Origin of the sequence: Rhodococcus sp. IEGM 1305 (assembly GCF_030058635.1) — a bacterium.
GTDB classification, from domain to species: domain Bacteria; phylum Actinomycetota; class Actinomycetes; order Mycobacteriales; family Mycobacteriaceae; genus Rhodococcus_F; species Rhodococcus_F opacus_D.
This window is the reverse complement of sequence record NZ_JASHKX010000047.1, coordinates 1-18751: the sequence shown is the minus strand read 5'-3', so window position 1 is coordinate 18751 and position 18751 is coordinate 1. Positions and strand designations below refer to the sequence as shown.

The 18751-nt window shown below is 65.8% G+C and carries 20 protein-coding genes and 2 pseudogenes; 14 read left to right on the top strand and 8 right to left on the bottom strand.

Features of this window, described 5'->3' with window-relative positions:
• Positions 1-4: 4 nt before the first annotated feature.
• Both QM693_RS33700 and QM693_RS37960 read right to left on the bottom strand, forming a co-directional pair.
• Positions 5-418, bottom strand: coding sequence for a DUF6292 family protein (locus tag QM693_RS33700; protein ID WP_283354485.1), 414 nt, complete (start codon positions 416-418; stop codon positions 5-7).
• A 214-nt stretch (positions 419-632) separates the two neighbouring features.
• Positions 633-720, bottom strand: a pseudogene (locus tag QM693_RS37960) (Hsp70 family protein); the annotation flags it as partial.
• A 352-nt stretch (positions 721-1072) separates the two neighbouring features.
• Here QM693_RS37960 and QM693_RS33695 point away from each other — a divergent pair.
• Both QM693_RS33695 and QM693_RS33690 read left to right on the top strand, forming a co-directional pair.
• Entirely contained in the window at positions 1073-1267 is a 195-nt protein-coding gene (locus QM693_RS33695) for a hypothetical protein (RefSeq protein ID WP_283354508.1), read from the top strand.
• Between the two features lie 89 nt (positions 1268-1356).
• Positions 1357-1635, top strand: a complete 279-nt coding sequence (locus QM693_RS33690) for a hypothetical protein (protein WP_283331765.1) — start codon at positions 1357-1359, stop codon at positions 1633-1635.
• Positions 1636-1835: 200 nt separating this feature from the next.
• Here QM693_RS33690 and QM693_RS33685 read toward each other — a convergent pair whose 3' ends face one another.
• Positions 1836-2357 (bottom strand): MerR family transcriptional regulator, encoded by a 522-nt coding sequence (locus tag QM693_RS33685; protein WP_280783732.1) that lies wholly within the window; start codon positions 2355-2357, stop codon positions 1836-1838.
• A 127-nt stretch (positions 2358-2484) separates the two neighbouring features.
• On the opposite strand from QM693_RS33685, the gene QM693_RS33680 reads away from it, so the two are divergent.
• The 8 genes from QM693_RS33680 to QM693_RS33645 all read left to right on the top strand — a co-directional run bounded on the left by QM693_RS33680 (position 2485) and on the right by QM693_RS33645 (position 9691).
• Positions 2485-2907, top strand: a complete 423-nt coding sequence (locus QM693_RS33680) for an Hsp20/alpha crystallin family protein (RefSeq protein ID WP_105419949.1) — start codon at positions 2485-2487, stop codon at positions 2905-2907.
• A 68-nt stretch (positions 2908-2975) separates the two neighbouring features.
• Positions 2976-3299 (top strand): hypothetical protein, encoded by a 324-nt coding sequence (locus QM693_RS33675; RefSeq protein WP_283354484.1) that lies wholly within the window; start codon positions 2976-2978, stop codon positions 3297-3299.
• A 397-nt stretch (positions 3300-3696) separates the two neighbouring features.
• Positions 3697-4086, top strand: coding sequence for a J domain-containing protein (locus tag QM693_RS33670; RefSeq protein WP_283354483.1), 390 nt, complete (start codon positions 3697-3699; stop codon positions 4084-4086).
• Positions 4087-4660: 574 nt separating this feature from the next.
• Positions 4661-6196, top strand: a complete 1536-nt coding sequence (gene istA, locus QM693_RS33665; RefSeq protein ID WP_283354482.1) for an IS21 family transposase — start codon at positions 4661-4663, stop codon at positions 6194-6196.
• A gap of 87 nt (positions 6197-6283) precedes the next feature.
• Positions 6284-7063: an IS21-like element helper ATPase IstB gene (gene istB / locus QM693_RS33660; RefSeq protein WP_283354481.1), complete on the top strand. Its 780-nt coding sequence runs from the start codon at positions 6284-6286 to the stop codon at positions 7061-7063.
• A 573-nt stretch (positions 7064-7636) separates the two neighbouring features.
• Complete coding sequence (locus QM693_RS33655; protein ID WP_283354480.1) at positions 7637-8023, top strand: MerR family transcriptional regulator; 387 nt, start codon at positions 7637-7639, stop codon at positions 8021-8023.
• 424 nt (positions 8024-8447) lie between these two features.
• Complete coding sequence (locus QM693_RS33650) at positions 8448-8948, top strand: hemerythrin domain-containing protein (RefSeq protein WP_283331761.1); 501 nt, start codon at positions 8448-8450, stop codon at positions 8946-8948.
• A gap of 32 nt (positions 8949-8980) precedes the next feature.
• Complete coding sequence (locus tag QM693_RS33645) at positions 8981-9691, top strand: hypothetical protein (protein ID WP_280783835.1); 711 nt, start codon at positions 8981-8983, stop codon at positions 9689-9691.
• A 31-nt stretch (positions 9692-9722) separates the two neighbouring features.
• On the opposite strand, the pseudogene QM693_RS33640 reads toward QM693_RS33645, so the two are convergent.
• The 4 genes and pseudogenes from QM693_RS33640 to QM693_RS33625 form a co-directional block, all read right to left on the bottom strand.
• Positions 9723-10302, bottom strand: a pseudogene (locus QM693_RS33640) (methyltransferase domain-containing protein).
• 40 nt (positions 10303-10342) lie between these two features.
• Positions 10343-10804, bottom strand: a complete 462-nt coding sequence (locus QM693_RS33635) for a CinA family protein (RefSeq protein ID WP_280783834.1) — start codon at positions 10802-10804, stop codon at positions 10343-10345.
• Between the two features lie 631 nt (positions 10805-11435).
• The gene (locus QM693_RS33630) at positions 11436-11765 is read right to left on the bottom strand and encodes a hypothetical protein (protein ID WP_283331759.1); all 330 of its coding nucleotides are present in this window, start codon (positions 11763-11765) and stop codon (positions 11436-11438) included.
• Between the two features lie 100 nt (positions 11766-11865).
• On the bottom strand, positions 11866-12288 hold the full coding sequence (locus QM693_RS33625; RefSeq protein ID WP_283331758.1) for an Hsp20/alpha crystallin family protein: 423 nt from the start codon (positions 12286-12288) through the stop codon (positions 11866-11868).
• Between the two features lie 837 nt (positions 12289-13125).
• Between QM693_RS33625 and QM693_RS33615 the strand changes: the two genes are divergently transcribed.
• From QM693_RS33615 to QM693_RS33605, 3 genes are all read left to right on the top strand, one after another.
• A complete protein-coding gene (locus tag QM693_RS33615) occupies positions 13126-14181 on the top strand; it encodes an FUSC family protein (RefSeq protein WP_283331965.1) in 1056 nt (351 codons plus the stop codon).
• A gap of 896 nt (positions 14182-15077) precedes the next feature.
• The gene (locus QM693_RS33610; protein ID WP_283354479.1) at positions 15078-15224 is read left to right on the top strand and encodes a hypothetical protein; all 147 of its coding nucleotides are present in this window, start codon (positions 15078-15080) and stop codon (positions 15222-15224) included.
• Positions 15225-15362: 138 nt separating this feature from the next.
• A complete protein-coding gene (locus QM693_RS33605) occupies positions 15363-16766 on the top strand; it encodes a diguanylate cyclase domain-containing protein (protein WP_283331755.1) in 1404 nt (467 codons plus the stop codon).
• A gap of 258 nt (positions 16767-17024) precedes the next feature.
• Here the strand turns inward: QM693_RS33605 and QM693_RS33600 are convergent, their stop codons facing one another.
• On the bottom strand, positions 17025-17387 hold the full coding sequence (locus QM693_RS33600) for a cupin domain-containing protein (protein ID WP_283331753.1): 363 nt from the start codon (positions 17385-17387) through the stop codon (positions 17025-17027).
• 467 nt (positions 17388-17854) lie between these two features.
• Between QM693_RS33600 and QM693_RS33595 the strand changes: the two genes are divergently transcribed.
• On the top strand, positions 17855-17977 hold the full coding sequence (locus tag QM693_RS33595; protein WP_283354478.1) for a hypothetical protein: 123 nt from the start codon (positions 17855-17857) through the stop codon (positions 17975-17977).
• Positions 17978-18751 lie beyond the last annotated feature (774 nt).

Here is an 18751-nt window from a genome sequence, read left to right as displayed (position 1 = left end):
ATCGTTACCGCTCCCGCGGTTCGGGAGCGGTGGCATCCTCACCGATCCAGTGGACGAGCGTGGGGACCGGAAAGGCCTCCGGGGTTCGGCATTCAAGGTGCAGCAGATCGGCGATGAGTTCGTCCGTTCGGTCGCCGATACGCTCGGGCTGAGGGTGTGACCCGACTCCGAGTCCGGTGATGATCAGGATGCGGTCGATGCGCTGGCCCTCGATGCCCAATGACCAACCGAAATGGTGATTCCAAGCGACCAGGATGCGGCGTCCGCTGTAGTACCGGAACTGCTTCGGTAGCACCACCAGTGCGTCGAACGTGACCGTGTCCCATCGGCGCATCGTTTCGGTGTTCAGTGCGACCGCGACCGCGACCACGTACGCACTGATGTCCGAGGGGTCGGCGGCGCCGGCGCGATGCTTCATCGAAGAACTCTTTCTCTTTCGCGGAACACCCGACCACCGTGGTGACGTCCATGATGCTCCATTGGTCCTGGTCAGCGCGCAAAGAGCGGGGCGATCCCGCCGGTGTGGATGGGTGTGTCGGACCGGTCAAATGTGGGGGATTCGATCTGCCGGTGCGACCGGCAAAATCCGCAACCGCGGCTTTGCGCTGTCGCGCTTGGGATGGTCACAGTCAAGACGCGACCACCACCGGGTCGCCGCCCCTCCAGCACGCACACCACCGAGTTCGTGGTGCCGAGATCGATCCCGACCGCCCGTGCCACAACTCCCTCCTTACACCCCGGGCGCACCCTCGGCGCACCGCCGAAACCCTCCCGTTGACAGTTCAATTTTCTCTCCGTACAACAACCAGCGTCAAGAAAATATGCCACAATTGCAGGATGTTTTCTCCTGCCGCGGGAGGACCTACGACGGTGCTGGCTACCGCCCCGCGCAACGCATGGGTGGGGTCAACCCAAGGCCGGCATTGCCGTAGCCGCCCAGGCAGCCACTCGCCGCCTCGCACCGCCGAGGGCGAGATTTTCTCTCCCAGATGCACGAGGTTTGTGGCAGAATGTAACCGCTCGGACAGGCGCGGGCGGTGGACGCCCGCACATATGGTCGGTGGCGGTGACGATGACAGATGAAACACTGGTGGCGCTGAAAGACTACGAATACCTGATCCTCGAGCACGGCTGCGAGAACGTCAGCCTGGTCTGGCATACCGACTCGCTGGTGTTCGGCGAGGCCGGCTGCGCCGACATCGACATGCTCGCCCAACCCGGTTTCACCCCGGCCACCGAGTGCTTCGCCCGCCGCGAGGACACCTGAGACGGCCGCGGAGCGGAACCGCGGGGCGGACCGGCACCCGCCATCCCCGCGATCGGATGCGATCCCCAGCAGCGAGGAGGTCGATGACGATGACAACTTCACCCCGCATCACCACCGCACACGACGAGATCCGCCGGTGGATTCAGGCCCATCGCGGCGCACCGGCACGCGATGCGACGGGTGCTCTGCGGATCGACTTCCTCGGCGTCACATCCGGACTCGAGCACCTGTCCTGGAACGAGTGGTTCACCGCCTTCGACGAGCAGGGCCTGGCCCTGTGCTATCCGCACCCCCATATTCGCGGCGGAACCAGCGCCTGGTGCGAACTGGTGCCCCGCGCACGGACCGGTGCCGGTTCGGCGAGATGAGCACCTGGCACAGTCACTATCTCGGCCCGGGACCGAACGGAGCTGAGGTGGTGGCGCGACAGCTGTCACAGCAATCTCCGGCGCACATCGCCTGCTGCGGCACACATACGGTGAGCGAGCAGACTCGCCGCCCGTAACCGGTCATGTCCGCGTTGACGAGTGTCCCGGCACGCCGGTGCCGAAACGGTGTGCCGGGTGCGTTAGTGGTGTTCGCGTTCGCCGGCGCTGTGGGTGCGGGTGGGGCCGGCCCGCAGGCGGGGATTCTGCCCGGAGGCTGACCGCCGTCGAGGCCTTCCGGGCTGCGCCGCATCACTCGCGGACCGGTCCTCGTCAGCGTCGACCTCGGGGGCACGGGAGGCACCAGTGTGGTCTGTACTGGTCACGGGATCCTGCTCGGCGCGCAGTTGCGCGTTGTCGGCTTGCAGGCGGCGGTTGTGGCGTTCGAGTTCGTCCGTGCGGTGCTCGAGGTCGAGAACCCGGCCGATACCGACGAGGTTGACGCCGGCCTCGATGAGTTCGGCGATGCGCCGAAGCCGGGCCAGGTCGTAGTCGCTGTAGCGGCGGGTGCCGCCGTCGGTGCGGCCCGGGGTGATCAGCCCGTAGTCCTCGTACAGGCGCAGCGCCGCGACCCCGAACCCGGACAGCTCTGCGGCTACCGAAATGCCGTAAACACCGCGCAGCGACGGTGATTCGGAGTCGTACCGCTCGGATTTTTCGGGCACTTTTGCTCCGATCGGGAATTTTCTCGCACAACCTCTTGTCATGGTCTACGACAGATGCTATACCAAACCTACAGCATCTGCTGGAGTTTACCTGGTGGAATGAAGAGGGTTTCAGGAGGTGGACACGATGTTGATGCGTACGGATCCGTTCCGCGACCTCGACCGTCTGACGCAGCAGTTCCTCGGCACCGCGGCCCGTCCGGCGGTGATGCCGATGGACGCCTGGCGCGAACAGGACCGGTTCGTGGTGGAGTTCGATCTACCCGGTGTCAATGCCGACTCGCTGGATCTGGACGTCGACAAGAATACTCTGACGGTGCGCGCCGAACGGTCCGCGCTCGACGAGAACCGAGAGATGGTTGCAGCCGAGCGTCCGCGCGGGGTGTTCAGCCGGCAGTTGTTCCTGGGGGAGAACCTCGATGCGGACAAGATCGAGGCGAATTACGACGCCGGGGTGCTGCGGTTGACGATTCCGGTCGCCGAGAAGGCCAAGCCCCGCAAGATCGAAATCAGTAGTGGGCATTCGGAGAAGAAGGCGGTCAACGCCTGAGGCACGGTCGACGGGGAGACCGTCAACGCTCGACCGAGGTGACAAGCTCGGGAGGGGGTGAATTGTCGATGACATTGGCGAACATTGTCACCGAGTTGAACGCCACCGTAATTCCGGAGCGCAGCGAACGCCAAGTGGTGTGGCCGTGGCACGAGCTCGACTACGCAGTGCTCGAGGCCGATTCGGATCACATCCTCGCCGACGCGCTGACGCCGCAGGCCGTGGTCCTGCTCGCTCGGTTGGCGAATGCGCCGGCCGGTCCGCCGCGGCCATCCCCTCCCGCTTCGATGGGGTGGACGGTGTCGGCTCCTCCGGTCCCGGAGATCCGGGCCACACAGCGTTCGCCACCGACATCCGGAAAGTCCCTCCGCAAGAGCATGTTTCGTATGTGATGCAATTCGGAAAAGGGGTGATGAATCAGACGAGTGCACCCAGCTCACGGGGTTCGACCGCTGCCGCCTCCTTCACCTGTCAATCCTTCGCGCGCGGCGCGCCGAACCCCGGGCACGCCGCCCGATGCCGCCGATCAACGAAAAGACCATACGACCGCGCACCCGACAACAATCCGTGGTGGTTGTGTCGGATGGACCGGGGCGCACGGCCATCAGTGGCGGACGGGGTCTTCGTCGGCCGTTCCGGGCGGGGAGTGCCCACCCCAGACATCTGGAGAATCAGGAAAAGCGTGGGCGGACCTTCCTGTGGTTCGGGCCCGCCCCGTCCTGGTGGTTCCGGCACCCCGAACGCCCGGAACCACCTTTCTCCTGCGCATCACACGAAAGGGGTGAGGTGATGGCCACCGGGCGGGATCCATATCGGGTGCTGGGCCTTTCCTCGTCGGCGTCCCGGGCTGACATTGCCAGTGCCTTCCGGCGGTTGCTGCGTGAACACCACCCCGACACCCGCACCCACCACCAAACCCCCGACCCGGCGGCGGACGAACGCCTCCAGCGCATCCTTTCCGCCTACACTCTGCTGCGCGACCCCGCACACCGCGCCGCCCACGACCGGGCAGTCACCGACCGCGCAGCGGCCGAACCCGGTGTCCGGCCTCCCCGATCGCCGCGGGCTCCGACCCAGCCTGCCACCCCGGTCCACATCCAGGTCGTCGTGCGCGGTACCCCGCCGCGGCGCCCACCCGCGGCCGGGTTGTGGGTGAGTCCGGTGCGATGGCACCACTGACAGGTGCACTTCTCCGGCTGAGGCCCGGTCGAACGCCAGACTGGATATACCTTTCCCGGTTGGGCACATTTTCTCCCGAATTGCAGCCCGAACCGCCCGAGCGGCCGGTATGAATCAGCGATTCTCGCAGCATGTTTGGTGGCTCGACCGAGTCCCGCGGGATGCGGAGGGCGGTGGTTTGGACCCGGTGGCGGCGCGGCGGGACAACCGCGTCGGCCACCCCGGTGGTGCCTTCGCGACGGGCGACCGTTCGGCCGTCTCGAGCGGAAGGCGAAGAGAATTGTGCCGGCGACATCGCCGTCGAGCGAATCCTCGGCCGGTACGAGAGTGTCGGCGGACATGAAAAACTGCCCATAGGCGGACACGAAAACGCCCACAGGCGGACATGAAACTGCCCACTGGCGGACACGGGTTTCTGCCCACTGGCGGACACGAAACTGCCCACCCGGGTCTGTCCGCCTGATACGGCACGTTCGATTTTCTTCCCGATCGCCTCCCCGGATCGGGGCCTCTCCTCGGGTTCGCTCGACGGTGCTACCACGCCGAGAATGCGAGCCACCGAGGAGAGGCCACCGTGAAGTCTGCCAAGGAAGTCATGGAAATTCTTGCTGCCTACGACCTGACGAAGTCCTACCGTGCCGCCGCCGCACTGGCGGGGTGCTCCCATCACACCGTCGCCCGCCTCGTCGCCGAGCGCGACACCGCCGATGCGCCGACCCCACCGCGGGAGAAGAGACCGATGCTGATCGACGAATATCTACCGAAAATCGAAGAATGGGTCGAACATTCGAAGGGCCGGGTCCGAGCCGACATCGCCCACGACAAGCTGCTCGCCCTCGGATTCACCGGCACCGAACGCACCACCCGCCGCGCCGTGGCCCGGATCAAACGCGCCTACCGACTCGGCCACACCCGGGTGCACAGGCCGTGGATCACCGAACCCGGCCTCTGGCTGCAGTACGACTTCGGCGACGGCCCGGTCGTCGACGGCACCAAGACGGTGCTGCTGTGCGCGTGGCTGGCCTGGTGCCGGCACCGGGTGGTGATCCCGTTGCGCGACCGCACCGCCCCGTCCGTCTACGCGGGCCTGGACCGGACCTTCCGCCGGATCGGCGGTGTCCCGACGTATCTGCTCACCGACAACGAGAAGATGGTCACCACCGAACACATCGCCTCGGTCGCCGTCCGCAACCCCGGCGTGGTCTCCTTCGCCCGGTTCTACGGCCTGGTCGTGAAGACCTGCCTGCCCGCGGATCCGGCCACCAAGGGCGGGGTGGAGAACACCGTCAAACTCGCCAAGGCCGACCTGGTGCCCACCGACCACAACCTCGCCGCCGAGTACGACAGTTTCGACGACCTCGAGGCCGCCTGCACCGCGTTCTGCGAGCAGGTCAACACCCGCCTGCACCGCACCACCCGCCGCATCCCGGCGGAGATGCTCGCCGAGGAACGCCTGCACCTGCATCCGGTCCCGGCCGCCGCACACACCGTCACCTGGGGTGTGACCCGCACGGTCCCGGACAACACACCGATGGTCGCGTTCGAGAACGGCCAGTACTCGGTGCCGCACACCCTGCGCGGGCAGACGGTGTTCGTCCGCGCGCACGGCACCGGTTCCTCCGAGCGGATCGTCTTCGTCCACCACGGCGAGGGTGGTCCGGTCGAGGTCGCCCGGCACCGGCGGGCCCGCCCCGGCTCCCCGCAGATCTGCGACGAGCACTTCCCGCCGCCCCCGGCCGGGATCCTCGACCGTCAGCCGATCCCGCGGACCGACGCCGAACACGCGTTCTGCGACATCGGTGCCGGTGCCCGGCTGTGGTTGTGTGAGGCCGCCGAGGCCGGCACCGGGAAGATCCGCGTGAAGATGGAGCACGCGGTGTCGCTGGCGAAGCTGCTCGGCGCCGAACGGGTCGACTGGGCGCTCGGGCACGCCGCCGCCTACGGCCGCTTCGCCGAGGGCGACCTGATGGCGATCCTCGACGCCCACCCCGCCGGCGTCGCCTCGGATCGCACCCACCGGGCCGGAGAATCTCGGTCCCTGGCCCAGGGCACCAGCGGCTGGGCCGCCCTGGGGGACGGGGTTCCCGACGAGGAGGCCACCGAACTCTAGCGACACCCGCATGAACACGAAAAGCTCTGCACCACCAACTAATCGAGTTCACCGTCCGATTCAACCGGCACCCCGAAGGAGACCCTCGTGACCACCGCACCACCGGCGGCGCCGCCGCTGCCGACCGACCTGGAAACCCTGCTGCACCGGCTGCGGCTGCCGCACATCCGCCGCGCCGCCCCCGATGTCCTGGCCACCGCCCGCGCCCAACGGTGGGAACCCGCCGAGGTCCTCAAGGCGCTGCTCACCGAGGAGGCCGCCGGGCGGGAGCGCTCGGCGCTGGCCACCCGCCGCGCCACCGCCGCGTTTCCTACCGGCAAGACCTTCGACGCCTGGAAACCCGAGCTGTCGTCCATCCCGGCGCCGACGCAGCAGGCGCTGCGCACCCTGGAATGGATCGAGCGGCGCGAGAACCTGGTGGTCTGCGGCCCGTCCGGCACGGGCAAGACATTCTTCCTCGAGGCCCTCGGCCAGCACGCCGTCGAACAGGGACGGAAGGTGTTGTGGTTCACCCTCGAAGACCTCGGCGCCCTGATCCGCCGGCACCGCGCCGACGACTCGGTCTCGGGGGCTCTGACCAAGCTGCTGCGCGCCGATCTCGTGGTCATTGATGACATCGGCCTGTTGCCGGTGGCCGCCGACGCCGCCGAGGGCCTCTACCGGTTGGTCGACGCCGCATATGAGAAACGCGCCCTGGCGCTGTCGTCGAATCTTCATCCGGCTGGATTCGACGAGCTGATGCCCAAGACCCTGGCCACCGCCACCGTCGATCGGCTCATGCACCACGCCCACCTGTGTCAGACCAGCGGTAAATCGATCCGGATGAGCCAAGCCCTCGCCGGCACCGGCGTCGACCCACTCACCTGACCACAACACAACACCGTGGGCAGTTTCGTGTCCGCCAGTGGGCAGAAACGGATGTCCGCCAGTGGGCAGAAACGTGTCCGCCTATGGGCAGGTTTCGTGTCCGCCAGTGGGCGGGAACGAATGTCCGTTGACACGAGAGGGCGGCCAGTCCACGGCGGCCGGTGCGCGGAGATCAACCAGAACCCAGATTTTCTCACTCCCGGTACGTTCGCGAGTGAATGTGCGCGGTCGCCGCTCCGCCCCCGCGGGTGGAGAGGTGGCCCGTCGACATGAAACCTTGCATCTCCGAAATATCTGTAGTGAAGACTGTAGACATTGCGATGTCGCCGTTGTAGAGTTCCTCTTGTCGCAAGGAAAGAGTTCACGAGGTGCGGGAGAGGATGAACTGCCCGCAGAGAAGTACCGCTAGACCAGGATGTGCTGGGTGAGGGTTGATGTGAGTGTGTAAGGCCCCGGCACATCCGGCGGCTGCCGGGCGGCACGAAGAGCCCGACGGCCGGAAGAAGTGCAGTAAATAAGGAAGTGAATCCCGCTCCGGCCCCCGGTGCCTCACGGCGCCGGGGGCCCTGTCCGTTGAAAGGTGTCACCCCCATTCAGGAAGATTCGCCCGACCGTGACCCTGCCGGGAAGCTCGACGACGAGGACTACCCGGCCTACAGCATGGGTCATGCCGCCGAGATCCTCGGCGTGACGCAGGCATACCTGCGCAGCCTCGACGCCGCGAAGCTGCTCACCCCCGGACGCTCGGAGGGCGGCCATCGCCGCTACTCCCGATACCAGCTGCGTCTCGCCGCGCGAGCCCGCGAACTGATCGACCAGGGCACCGCACTCGATTCCGCGTGCCGCATCATCATCCTCGAAGACCAACTCGCCGAGGCCCGACGCATCAACGCCGAACTCCAGCAGGTCCAGCAGGCCCACGGGCCCTCATCCGGTCGGATCGGCCCCGCCCTGGGATGAGACGGCACCGGCGTCGGTCGCTGAAGGTCGCGTCCTGCCAGCTCGACGTTGACCAACTGACCATCGCCCTGGGAGGCGAGTTGGAGTGGTGAGCGCGTCGTTGGTGACGTAGCCGGTCGAGTCATGGGAGTGCCTTTCTCGGAGGGTAGGAACTCGAATGTCTGTTGCCGAGTGGTACCACTGCATCCCACCGTGAAACAGCCACGGCACTGGGTGCCAGTCACCGTGTGGACCCGCTGCGGCACTGGTCGTTGCAGGCGGGGGTGCGCATGAGTTCTGTCCGTCGGCGTCCCGGCGGAGGTGGTCAGGTCGCGGCGCAGCGGGATGCGGATCTCAGGCCCGTGTTAGCGCGTGGTGTGGGTGGGTAATGCGTAGAGGACGTCACCGCCCGTCCTTTTCCATCCGATTCCCATGTGAGGTACCCATGTCGACTGATGCGATCGTGCTTCTGAAGAACGACCACAAGGAGATCCGGAAATTGTTCCGGGATTTCCGCGGTGCGGGACCGAACGCCGAGGTGGAGAAGGGTCGCATCGTGAACAAGATCATCGAAGCGCTGACGGTGCATACCTATATCGAAAACGAGGGGATGTATCCGAAGGTGCGTGAACTCGTCCCGGATCTCGAGGACGACATCCTCGAATCCTACGAAGAGCACCACGTCGCGGACGTGCTGGTCGTCGAGCTGGCAGCGATGAAACCCGACGACGAGCGGTTTGACGCGAAGACCACCGTGCTGATCGAGAGCGTCGAGCACCACATCGAAGAAGAAGAGCAGGAGTGGTTCCCGAAGGTGCGAGAACAGCTGGGACGTAAACAACTCCAGGAAATCGGCGCGAGGTTGCTGGAATTGAAGGAGAAGGCGCCGAGGTCTCCATCCCAACCGTCGGCATTGAAGAAGACTGTCGACGCCGTCCTGAAGTAGGGGGTGTGAGCGCGGACGGACGGCAGCGAACCATGCATCTGGCGGAGCGGACCCTCGATACCGCACGGACGCTGTTTGTGGGGATGCCGTTCCGGGTGGCCGCCGCGATGCGGGGCGGCGTCCGGGTTTTCCATCCGCGTGGCCTGGTAGCAACGGGGCACATCGAACTCGGCTCCCCCTGGTGGACGCTGAAGACCGGAACACCGATCGACGTGGTGGCGAGACTGTCCGGGGGAGTGGGAACTCCGTCGGGAGTACCGGACGTGCTCGGGCTGGCGTTGAAGATCCCGCTCGATCCGCCCGACACCGAATGGGATCTTCTGCTGGCCAGCTCAGGCACCTCGGCGGTGACTCGAATTCTCCCGCTCCCCGCACGGGGGTGGAGCAGCGCCCGGTACAGCAGCCTGATGCCCTATTCGTCGAACGGAACGGACACCCAATGGGTGCTGGCCGTCCCGGTGGGACCCCATCCAGCGACGACCTCACTGGATTCGCTGAGGCAGTCCCTCACCGACGCGCCGCTGCGGTTCCGCTTGGATTTGGTCTCGGCGACCGGGTCGCCCGTTCCGGCTGGGCAGGTGACGCTGACACGGGTGCAGGAGCTGACGGACGACGAGCAACCCACCTTCGACCCGGTACTCCACTGTCCACCGGGGTTGGCGCTGCGCCCCGCATGGCTCGCCGGGGTGCGGGTCGGCGCGTATCGGGGTAGTCGCCACGGCCGCGGCGACCCGTCCTCGTAGATCTCGCCGAGTAACGCTCCGACGACGGCGTCTATGCATGCTGACGGCCGCGGATCACCACGATCTCTTCGCTGCGCTGATCCGCGGTGATGATGCCGCGGGACGCGAGCATGCGGCGACGCGCGGTCAGGACGGGACCGAAGGGAATCTCCCGCCGAGCGATGACGTCGACCCTCAAACCCTGCTCTTCGAGCATGACCTGGGACGTCGGGTGCCTGGGTGCAAATTCGGTCGAGGAGCAACCTGTCGGTGCCGGCATCCCAGGCGCGCGCCATGCCGGAGCCGGGGATTCGGTCTTCCTCAGAGGGCACGTACGGTGGGGGAGAGATCACCAGGTCGAAGCATTCGCCCCGGACGCGCACGGTGACGCTGCCCTGTAACACCGGATCGTGTGCCCGTGCACGCGAGCGTTGATACGTAAGTACCGCGCGGCGCGAGATGTCGATCGCGGTGACGCTGCCGGCCCCCCCACTCGGCTGCCCGAACGGTGAGCGCTCCGGTGCCGGTGCAGATGTCGAGGACACGCGTTTGCGCGTCTGGTGGTCCGCCAGGGTGCCACCGAACAGCCAAGTATCGTCCTGTGGTGGATAGCCCCGGGATCGTAGGATCAAGACAACTCCTCATGCCTTCGGGACCGAAACGCCGCACTTATCAGCGCAGTGCGTCTTCGAGCAAGAACAGGGCATGAGCGGTAGTCGCTTCCACCACGTCGCCGGGATCTCCATCGAAGTGCCGCAGCTCGGTGCGAGCGGAACCGTCGACAAAGACCCCGAACCAGACGGTCCCCGGTGGTTGTCCGTCCTGAGGTTGGGGTCCGCCGGCACCGGTGACCGCCACCGCAAGATCCGCGCCGAGCAACTCCGCTACTGATGTCGCCATCGCGCGGGCACTGGGTTCGCTGACAACCGGGCCGTCTGGAACCTGCAGTAATCCATGTTTCACCGAGCTGGCATAGGCCACGATGCTGCCTCGATACCACTCGGACGACGACGGCGCGGCACCGAGAACGGAGGAGATTCTCCCGCCAGTCAATGATTCCGCGGTCGCAATGGTGAGTTGCCGGTCGCGCGCCACGACAGAGATCCGTTCCGCACGCTCGTCGCAACTACTCACTCGCCGCGCCCCGGCCGATGCGGTGAAGTCCAGATACACTGGCCATTCCGGCCGCGAGCACAATCACCAACAACATCACATTGATCATCGGACCTCCACCTCGTGCTTCGAGCAGGACTCGTTGCTGACTCTCCCGGACTGCAATTCCTGCGAGTAGTGCACCGCTCGCCTTCGACATTCAGTCGCCGGCGCCGATACTTTTCGGCGGCCCCGCCGGCTACAGGCTGAACCGGGGAGCCTGGCCGTCATCGCGTCCGGACACGACGACGACGTGAGTACCGAAATACCCCGCGACGAGTAGGCGCAATCCCAGAATCGCAATCGCCATACACGGGAGTGCCAGTCGGCAGAACCACTGCGCGCCATCTGACGATGAGCGAGGGGGTGCGGACCGGGCCCCCACAAGCTCGTATCGACGACTCGCGGAGTCCCGGTTCGGCCCGAAGTGCAGGAAGAATTAGGGCCAGTCCGCGAGTTCACGGACTGGACCCGAGGGAGCGCACCTGAAAGCCGCAACAGCCACCGAAGGGTGCTATCAATCAGGTCGACACACTGCGCATGCATATAATTACCCACCACCCTAGGAGCGCACGGCCTCCTTGGTTCTCAACCTTCGGGGCGTGCGTATACGTCAGAGGTTGGGAAGCGCTGCGGCGAGGAAGACGACGCCGGCGGCGATTCCGAAAGTCCCGGTGAGCATGCCGAGGAGCGCTACCAATCCCTTGGACTCGTTCCCTTCGACCCCGGGGTGTCGGTTGGCGGCGATTCCGGCAGCGATGGCGCCGGCACCGAGCAGGATGCCGAATCCGAGCATCCAGAACATCACGTTCGACAGCGAGCCCAGCATGATCGAGAGGTCACTGCAGTATTCGCCGAGAGGACGACGCGGCCTGGTGGGCCAGGATGAGTGTGGCTCGGAATTGTGGCGATCGTGTCGGAACTCGGTCGTGGTGGCAGTCATCTCTCAGGTCCTCAGAGTACGGGCAGTGGGTCGGATGCGTTTGTCCGGCATCGGGTTCGGTCCAGCGGTGTGTCGCTGGACCGAACCCGGGTGCGTGGTATCAGCCTTCGATGGGGGTGCGGTCACCGCATGCGACGGGTGAGCCGCTGCGGGTGATCTCGATGCGCCGCGGTTTCGCTCGTTCGGTGACCGGCAGGATTACGCTGAGAACACCGTTGTCGTAGCTCGCCGAAATGCGGGCGACGTCGATGTTCTCTCCGAGCGACACCTGGCGCCGGTAGCGGCCGCTGAAACGTTCCGATGTCAACCACTGCACACCGTCGTCTGCCTGGCTTCGATGGGCGGTCAGGGTCAATACCCCGGCGTCGACATCGATGTCGATCGAGCCGGGGTCGATGCCGGGCAGATCGGCTCGGGGTGTCGCCTCCCGGGTCCACTGGAGACTCTCGGTGACCCGATCGGCTCTGTCGGCGGGTTGGAGGAATGGGAAATAGGCCTGTTCGGCTTCGAAGGGTGGGATCATCGATCTTGCCGTGAAGCAGACGGTGGGCGTGGCGGTGGGTTTGCTTACTGGGAAAAGCGCGTTACCGTGTAGAGCAGAGGTTGAGTTCACAGCCCGGCAGACAGTGTCCGTCACCGGCTACGATTCTCGGCCTTTCTTTTTGGGTTTCTCGGGTCGGTCCCACCCTGGAGGAACCTCATGACCTATTTCCATTCCGTCGTCGACTCTCCGGAACAGGTGCAGTCCTGGTTTGCGGACACCTGGCGGTGGAACACCACCGCTGCCGGGGCCACCGAATCCCGCATCGACATCGACGAGCCCCCCCCCGGGCGGCCCGGTCGTGATCCGGGAACGTGGACGCCGTCACCGTGCCGGCGTCCCTCGAGATCGCTCGCTTGTCGCCGGCTTCAGCAGGGGGCATCTGACCACGGAAAAATAGACCGATTGGTATTTTAAGTTTGTTGTCTCGTGCGCCGAGCATCGTGGCCGGTCTCCGGCGCAAGGACTCGCCGCGGACCAGACTGCCCACCGACTGTCATCGCGGAGATGTGGCGCATCTTGGAGTCCTCCCGGGAGGTCGAGTCGTCGTTGTTTTCCTCGCCGGAGGGGGAGCGTGGCCGGGACCGGGCGCGGCGCGAAGCGCACCCCAAACGAGTCTGCCCGGCCGAGAACACGAGTGGCACGTCTGCCGTGCAGAACCGAACTGAAATGAGTTGACACCGAGCTGATGACTTCTGTACCTGCTGAGAGTTTGACATGAGATGGTTTCTTCCCGCGCGGACCGATATTCAGACGCAGCGACCGAGTTCGGGTGCATGGGGTACCTGGCTGCGCAGTGCCCTCCAGCAGCCGGGGTTGGTGTCGGCCGTCAAATGCACTGTGGCGGTGCTTATCGCGTGGTGGCTGGCCGATCGAGTGCTGCAGAGTCCCGAGGCCTTCCTCGCGCCCTACGCCGCCCTGTTCATCATCGGCACCACGGTCCGCAGTTCGGTCGCCGCTGCCGCACGTCAGGTCACCGTCGTAGTGCTCGGTGTGCTTGTGGCCGCGCTGGCGACACAGACCTTGCCCGAACTCGCCGCCATCGCAGGTGCGGTCGCAGTCGGTACGATCCTCGGCCGCAGCCGGTGGCTGGCGCCGGACGGGATGTGGGTGGCGATCACCGCGCTGTTGGTGTTGCTGTACGGCACGGCAACAGATGCCACCCTGGTGTTTCATCGTGTCCTCGACGTCACAGTGGGTGTGCTCGTCGGTGTCGCGGTCAACGCTCTCGTCCTGCCTCCTGACAGGCTCTCCACGGCGCGTGATCTGATTCTGCAACGTGCCGAGGAACTCTCCGCCCTGCTCGCCGATCTTGCCCACGGGCTACGGTCCGGGCGCCACGATAGTGATCGAGGGCGGCAACGGGTGTGGGATCTGCACAAGTCGACCGGCGCCGGCGCTGCACTGAGTGAGGGTCGGGAAAGCCTGCGAGGCAACATGCGCAGCGTCGGCTGGGCCAGAGTCGGGGGATCTCGGGTGTACCAGCCGATAGCTACGATTCTCGACGACACGTTGCTGCAGGTGTCAGTGCTGGAGGTCGCAGTCGAGGCACTCACCGCCTCCGAGGATCGGTTGGAAGGTTCCACGGCGCCCATTCCGGATCAGCTTCGGTGCGAAGCAGCAGGGCTGATCGAGGGGTTCTCGGCTGCATTCGACAAACTCACGTGGGATCCTGCCCACCATCGAGAGCCCTATCTTCACGTTGTGCATACAGCTCTGCCCGATGCGCGCTCGCGCCTCGAGTCCTTCAGGGAGACAGTCCAACGGCGCCAACCCTCATCCGGTGCGTTGCAGGCGATCGCCTTGGCGGCGGATGGTCTGTGGGCCGCCCTGACCGTGCTGGATAATTTCGACGAGCAGCGGGAGCATCATTAGTTCCAGGTGCAGTCGACAGGGCCGGCCATGGTGGATGGTGATCGCCCCGTGGGGCGCAGAGATCTGTCACATCAACCGCAGCGGTGGAACAGGGGGTGGGAGTAGCTGACCGTCGTTTCACCGAGGCGGTGCGGCTCGATCAGTTCGCTGTGGTGGGCCCGCCCTCGCGCGTCCGTGGTTCTGTTTCGTATTCGCTGGTACTCCAGTCGACTCACTTCTTCGGCCATCGCCTTTGATCAGTTCATCTAGGACGCGGCGCTGTCGATCGCCGAGAAGGTATGCCTCGGAGGGGTGTGTAGAGACCGAGCCGTGCGGTTGCGTTCCACGCCGCCCGCTGTAATTGGCCGAGGGGGATCGGCAGAACCGCGGCGAAGCGCTCGAGCGTCTGCCGTTGCGATCGGCCGTGTGTGCCGCCAATAGCCGGGGAACGTGACGTGCGGGAGTCGGATGCCTCGCTGCTCGGCAATGTCGGCTGCCTGTCTGGCACTCACCGGTTGACAGTTCAGCCGCTCGCCTAGCTCGCTCACGGTGGCAGGCGGGCCTCCGAGCATGCGCGGCCTCCGATGCCCGAATCCCAACGCACGTGGTATCCGCCTCCTTGATGGAACCACCGACCCGTTAACGACCCGGGCGATGGAGGTGAGCGCCGATGCCTCCCACCTGCGGGGTTCCTGAAGAGTGGCGGCGCCGTCGCCAAGGCGGGTCTCACGTGGGTACGGCGCCGCTCGTTGTCCGGTAGCCGGTGCATCGTTGCCACGCAGGTCCGGCGTACGCGGGTAGTGGGGACGTAACGCTACTGCGCGTGAATCAGATCACATAAATGCGTGGTTGCTGAATACATCGACGCGGCCGCTCGCGGCGGCCCACCCCAAAAAAGCGACGAAGGCAGACTTCTCATGGCGACACCCACGAACCCGACGTTCTCCGTGTCCACACCTCGCACGCTGCGGCGACCCGGCGTGATGGGCACCGCCGAAATCAAGGCGAGAATCGAAGCCATCTATGTCGACGATCGCCGACCCGTCACCCGCACTGCTCGCTGACACAGTGCCGGTGGAGCACGGACCGGAGATTTGAGTAACGACCAAACGTCGCGCTTCGTTCCTCCTGCTTACGCTCGAACCTGCTTTGCTCATCGACACATCGCCTCGACACCTCGACACCTCGACAGGACAGCCAGGATGGAACCGGCAGCGGCGGACCCTCGTCTATTGCTCACGGTGATCGAACGCGCTCCGGATCTGGTCGCCATCTCGGACTACGACAGCGGTCGCCTGCGCTATCTCAACCCCGCTGGCATGCACCTGATGGGGTTGGCCGACGAGGCCGCGGTCGGGGCACGCAGGGCGCCGGAGTTCTTCACCGACGTCGGGGTGGTGCAGGCGCCCGAAATGGAATCGGCCCTGCTCGAGCAGGGCCAGTGGGAGGGCAGGTCGGAGTTCCGGCATTTCGTGACCGGGGAACCGATCCCGGTGACCGTGTCGATCTTCGTGGTCCAGCACACCGAGGACCACCGTCCGGCGGTGATCGCCTGCATCGCCCAGGACCTGCGGACGGCGCAGGAGCACGAACAACGCTTGCACACGGCGATGGAGGCGGCGGCGTACCGGGCCCGCGAACAACAAGCCCTCGCCGAGCTGAGTCGGCTCGCCGTGGACGGCGACCTCCACGACGTACTCGCGGGCGCCGCGGACGCGGCCGCCGCGTTGATGGGGGTCAACTGCGCCGCGGTCGCCCGGGCCGGTGAGTCGGGCGGGGTGTTGCGGGTGCTCGCCTACCGGGGGCAACCACCCGCACTGCAGGCCTTCGCCGCTGGTGCCGCTTCCCAACCGGGATATGCGGCGGCGGTCAACGAGACCATCATCTGCCCCGACCGCTATGGGGAGCACCGATTTTCCACCGACACCATGAAGACCCGGGGACTGCGGTCCGGGGTGTGCGTCCCTATCGGAAGCGCCGGGTCGGTGTGGGGTGTGTTGACCGCGCACAGTGTGCGCCCCCGGGAGTATTCCGACCGCGAGGTGATGTTCCTGCTCTCGGTGGCCGCGGTGCTGGCGGCGGCGGTCCGGCGTATCGAGGCGGAGGAGGGGCTGCGGTATCAGAGCGTGCACGATGTGTTGACCGGACTACCGAACCGGGCCCTGGCGCATCGGCGGATCGATGTGGCCTTGGAGGCGGCGCGCCGCAGCGAGTTCGGGGTTGCGGTGTTGCTGGTCGACCTAGACGGGTTCAAGATTCTCAACGACCGGCTCGGCCACGCGGTGGGCGATGACGCCCTGATCCGGTGGGCCGAACGGCTGCAATCGGTGGTGCGTCCCGCTGACACCGTGGCGCGGATCGGGGGCGACGAATTTCTCATCGTGTGCCCGGAGATCGGTTCGGTCGAGGATGCCATTGCAGTCGCGACCCGGGTCACCGAATTGCAGGTCGGCCCCGGTTCGGGCGGGCGTGGTCTTCGGTTCACCGCCAGCGTCGGCATCGCACTCGCCGGTCCGGACGGGACCCGTGAGTCGCTGATCCGGCGCGCGGACGCGGCGATGTATCAGGCCAAGGCCACCGGGAGTGGGTTCGCCGTGGCTCCATGAGCTGAATCGCCTTGCCGCTGAGTCGATTTTATGCTGACGTCGGGATGGTGGCTCGAGAAGGCGAGCGGAGTCTCCGACGCCATCCTGTCCCGCCACATTGCCACCGGCGTCTCGAGCCGGACGAGCCTCCCATGACCGGCTGCGAAGACCGCAATGTGTTGACGCCATCGCCGCGGTCATGGAGCGCACCGCGCCCGCCGACGCGTGCCACGCCTCCTCGCGCGCGTGCGATGAGTGGGCGGGACACGGTGCAGTCGTCTACCGTTTGGCGTAGTCGGCGACGCCGGTCCAGTCGATGACCACGCAGGGCTCATCACCGAGGATCCAGGCGTCATGTCCGGGCGGGCAGACCATGAGATCACCCGGCCCGAACTCCATGTCCTCTCCGTCGTCCATAACGATCTTCATGCGACCCGAGATGACGTAACCCATGTGAGCGGCTTGGCAGCTGTCGGTCTTGGCTATGGGTTTGACGTGTTTGGACCACTTCCAGCCGGGCTGGAAGGTTGCCCTCCCCACAGCGCCGGACGGGACGTTGACGAGTTCGAGCTTGCCCATGTCGTCCTCGAAGGGGCGGGTTTCCTCGGGTGAATTGAGACTCTTGCGGATGAGACCGGACATTGTTGTCCTCCCACGTCGTTGTGGCGGTACCGACTGAGGCGGCGGACCTTCGACCGCTAGATCGGAACCGCGCGCTGAAGCGAATTCCTCGTCCTCTGATTCTGGGCGGGCTCCCTGGCTGCCGCAATACTTAGCCTGGCCACGGGGTGAGTCGCTGCCGCCGACACGCTGGTGGCTGCTCGAGGATCGCGGTGTGAACGCTTGGAGGGGGACGGATGCGCGGCGTACGGGCCCTACCAGGACATGCCCGGGTGACCAATTGACGTCGCAGCATGAGTGTGAGACCAGGAAGTGTGTCCGGCACCACGGCCGTGGGGATCGGTGAGTGGAACTCGCCTTAGAATGGCTGTCTCGCTGGCGCGGGAAGCGGTCGAACACCCACACCCGTCATCGCTAGCACGGACCCATGACCGGAACAAACGGAGCTGCGCCGTCCCGACAGGGCGGTCCCGCCCTGGACGGCATCAATGGCCAAGGCCAAGGCCAAGGCCAAGGCCAAGGTGAGGCAGAAGCTGGACGGAGTGCTCGGGCTCGGGTCACAGCCGACCTGGTCAGCGGGCACCGTCGAGGTACGACGCCAGGTTCGCTAGGGAGGAGGCGATCCCGGCCTCGTGCCCCTTGGCCGATGCCGGGTGGCACGTCAGCGGCGGTGACGGTCACCTCGGTCCCGTCACCGGCGGCAATGAGGTGCCAGGTTATCGTCATGGTGCCGCGTACGACGGGTCGTCGGCTTCGAACACCGTCCGCTGTACTACTCGCTTCGGTGGCGTCAGGTCGGTGCGGGAAGTCGTGTTGTGCAACGACATTCCGGCATTGTTCAGACAGGCCCTCGGCCGAGCCGGGCTCGGGGGCGACAGGCGTGAAGGGGAGATGGTGGGTGAGAACGAAGCATCAACGGGTGCATGCAGTTTGGTGCCAAGATGGCGATCTGTGTCAGTCGCACTATTTGCCGACATGCACCGCACACTTCGCCGGTCGCTCGTTGACTCACATTCACGATTAGTCTGTGCGGTGATGGATACGTCCGAGAAGGCCGTCCGTGCGTCGGCGGCCGTGACTGCGGAAGGCAAGCGGAGTTGGCAATGAACGTTATCAGCGGTGCCGCGCGCGCCGCCAGAAATGCAGTCGGGGTTCTTCGGGACGCGGGTGAGGGCGCCTGGTCCTTTACGAGCAGCAAGCTGCGGCGACGGACGCAAACATCTGAGGAAGCCAGAGCCGGACGCGAGGTGGAACCCCAGTTCACTACCGAACCCGAGTCGGAGCCGATCACATCCGAGGCGCCGACCGCGAAGAAGGCTGCTGCTAAGGCGTCCGCGAAGAAGGCTGCGGCCAAGGTACCTGCGAAGAAGGCTGGTGCCGCCAAA

What these genes read in the sequence shown, in the direction of transcription:
- QM693_RS33610 (WP_283354479.1), top strand. Translation starts at nt 15,078, where the DNA reads ATGGCGACACCCACGAACCCGACGTTCTCCGTGTCCACACCTCGCACG.
- QM693_RS33695 (WP_283354508.1), top strand. Translation starts at nt 1,073, where the DNA reads ATGACAGATGAAACACTGGTGGCGCTGAAAGACTACGAATACCTGATC.
- QM693_RS33625 (WP_283331758.1), bottom strand. Translation starts at nt 12,288, where the DNA reads ATGATCCCACCCTTCGAAGCCGAACAGGCCTATTTCCCATTCCTCCAA.
- QM693_RS33700 (WP_283354485.1), bottom strand. Translation starts at nt 418, where the DNA reads ATGAAGCATCGCGCCGGCGCCGCCGACCCCTCGGACATCAGTGCGTAC.
- QM693_RS33600 (WP_283331753.1), bottom strand. Translation starts at nt 17,387, where the DNA reads ATGTCCGGTCTCATCCGCAAGAGTCTCAATTCACCCGAGGAAACCCGC.
- QM693_RS33605 (WP_283331755.1), top strand. Translation starts at nt 15,363, where the DNA reads ATGGAACCGGCAGCGGCGGACCCTCGTCTATTGCTCACGGTGATCGAA.
- QM693_RS33645 (WP_280783835.1), top strand. Translation starts at nt 8,981, where the DNA reads ATGCATCTGGCGGAGCGGACCCTCGATACCGCACGGACGCTGTTTGTG.
- QM693_RS33595 (WP_283354478.1), top strand. Translation starts at nt 17,855, where the DNA reads ATGGCCAAGGCCAAGGCCAAGGCCAAGGCCAAGGTGAGGCAGAAGCTG.
- QM693_RS33650 (WP_283331761.1), top strand. Translation starts at nt 8,448, where the DNA reads ATGTCGACTGATGCGATCGTGCTTCTGAAGAACGACCACAAGGAGATC.
- QM693_RS33680 (WP_105419949.1), top strand. Translation starts at nt 2,485, where the DNA reads ATGTTGATGCGTACGGATCCGTTCCGCGACCTCGACCGTCTGACGCAG.
- QM693_RS33690 (WP_283331765.1), top strand. Translation starts at nt 1,357, where the DNA reads ATGACAACTTCACCCCGCATCACCACCGCACACGACGAGATCCGCCGG.
- QM693_RS33675 (WP_283354484.1), top strand. Translation starts at nt 2,976, where the DNA reads ATGACATTGGCGAACATTGTCACCGAGTTGAACGCCACCGTAATTCCG.
- QM693_RS33630 (WP_283331759.1), bottom strand. Translation starts at nt 11,765, where the DNA reads ATGACTGCCACCACGACCGAGTTCCGACACGATCGCCACAATTCCGAG.
- QM693_RS33670 (WP_283354483.1), top strand. Translation starts at nt 3,697, where the DNA reads ATGGCCACCGGGCGGGATCCATATCGGGTGCTGGGCCTTTCCTCGTCG.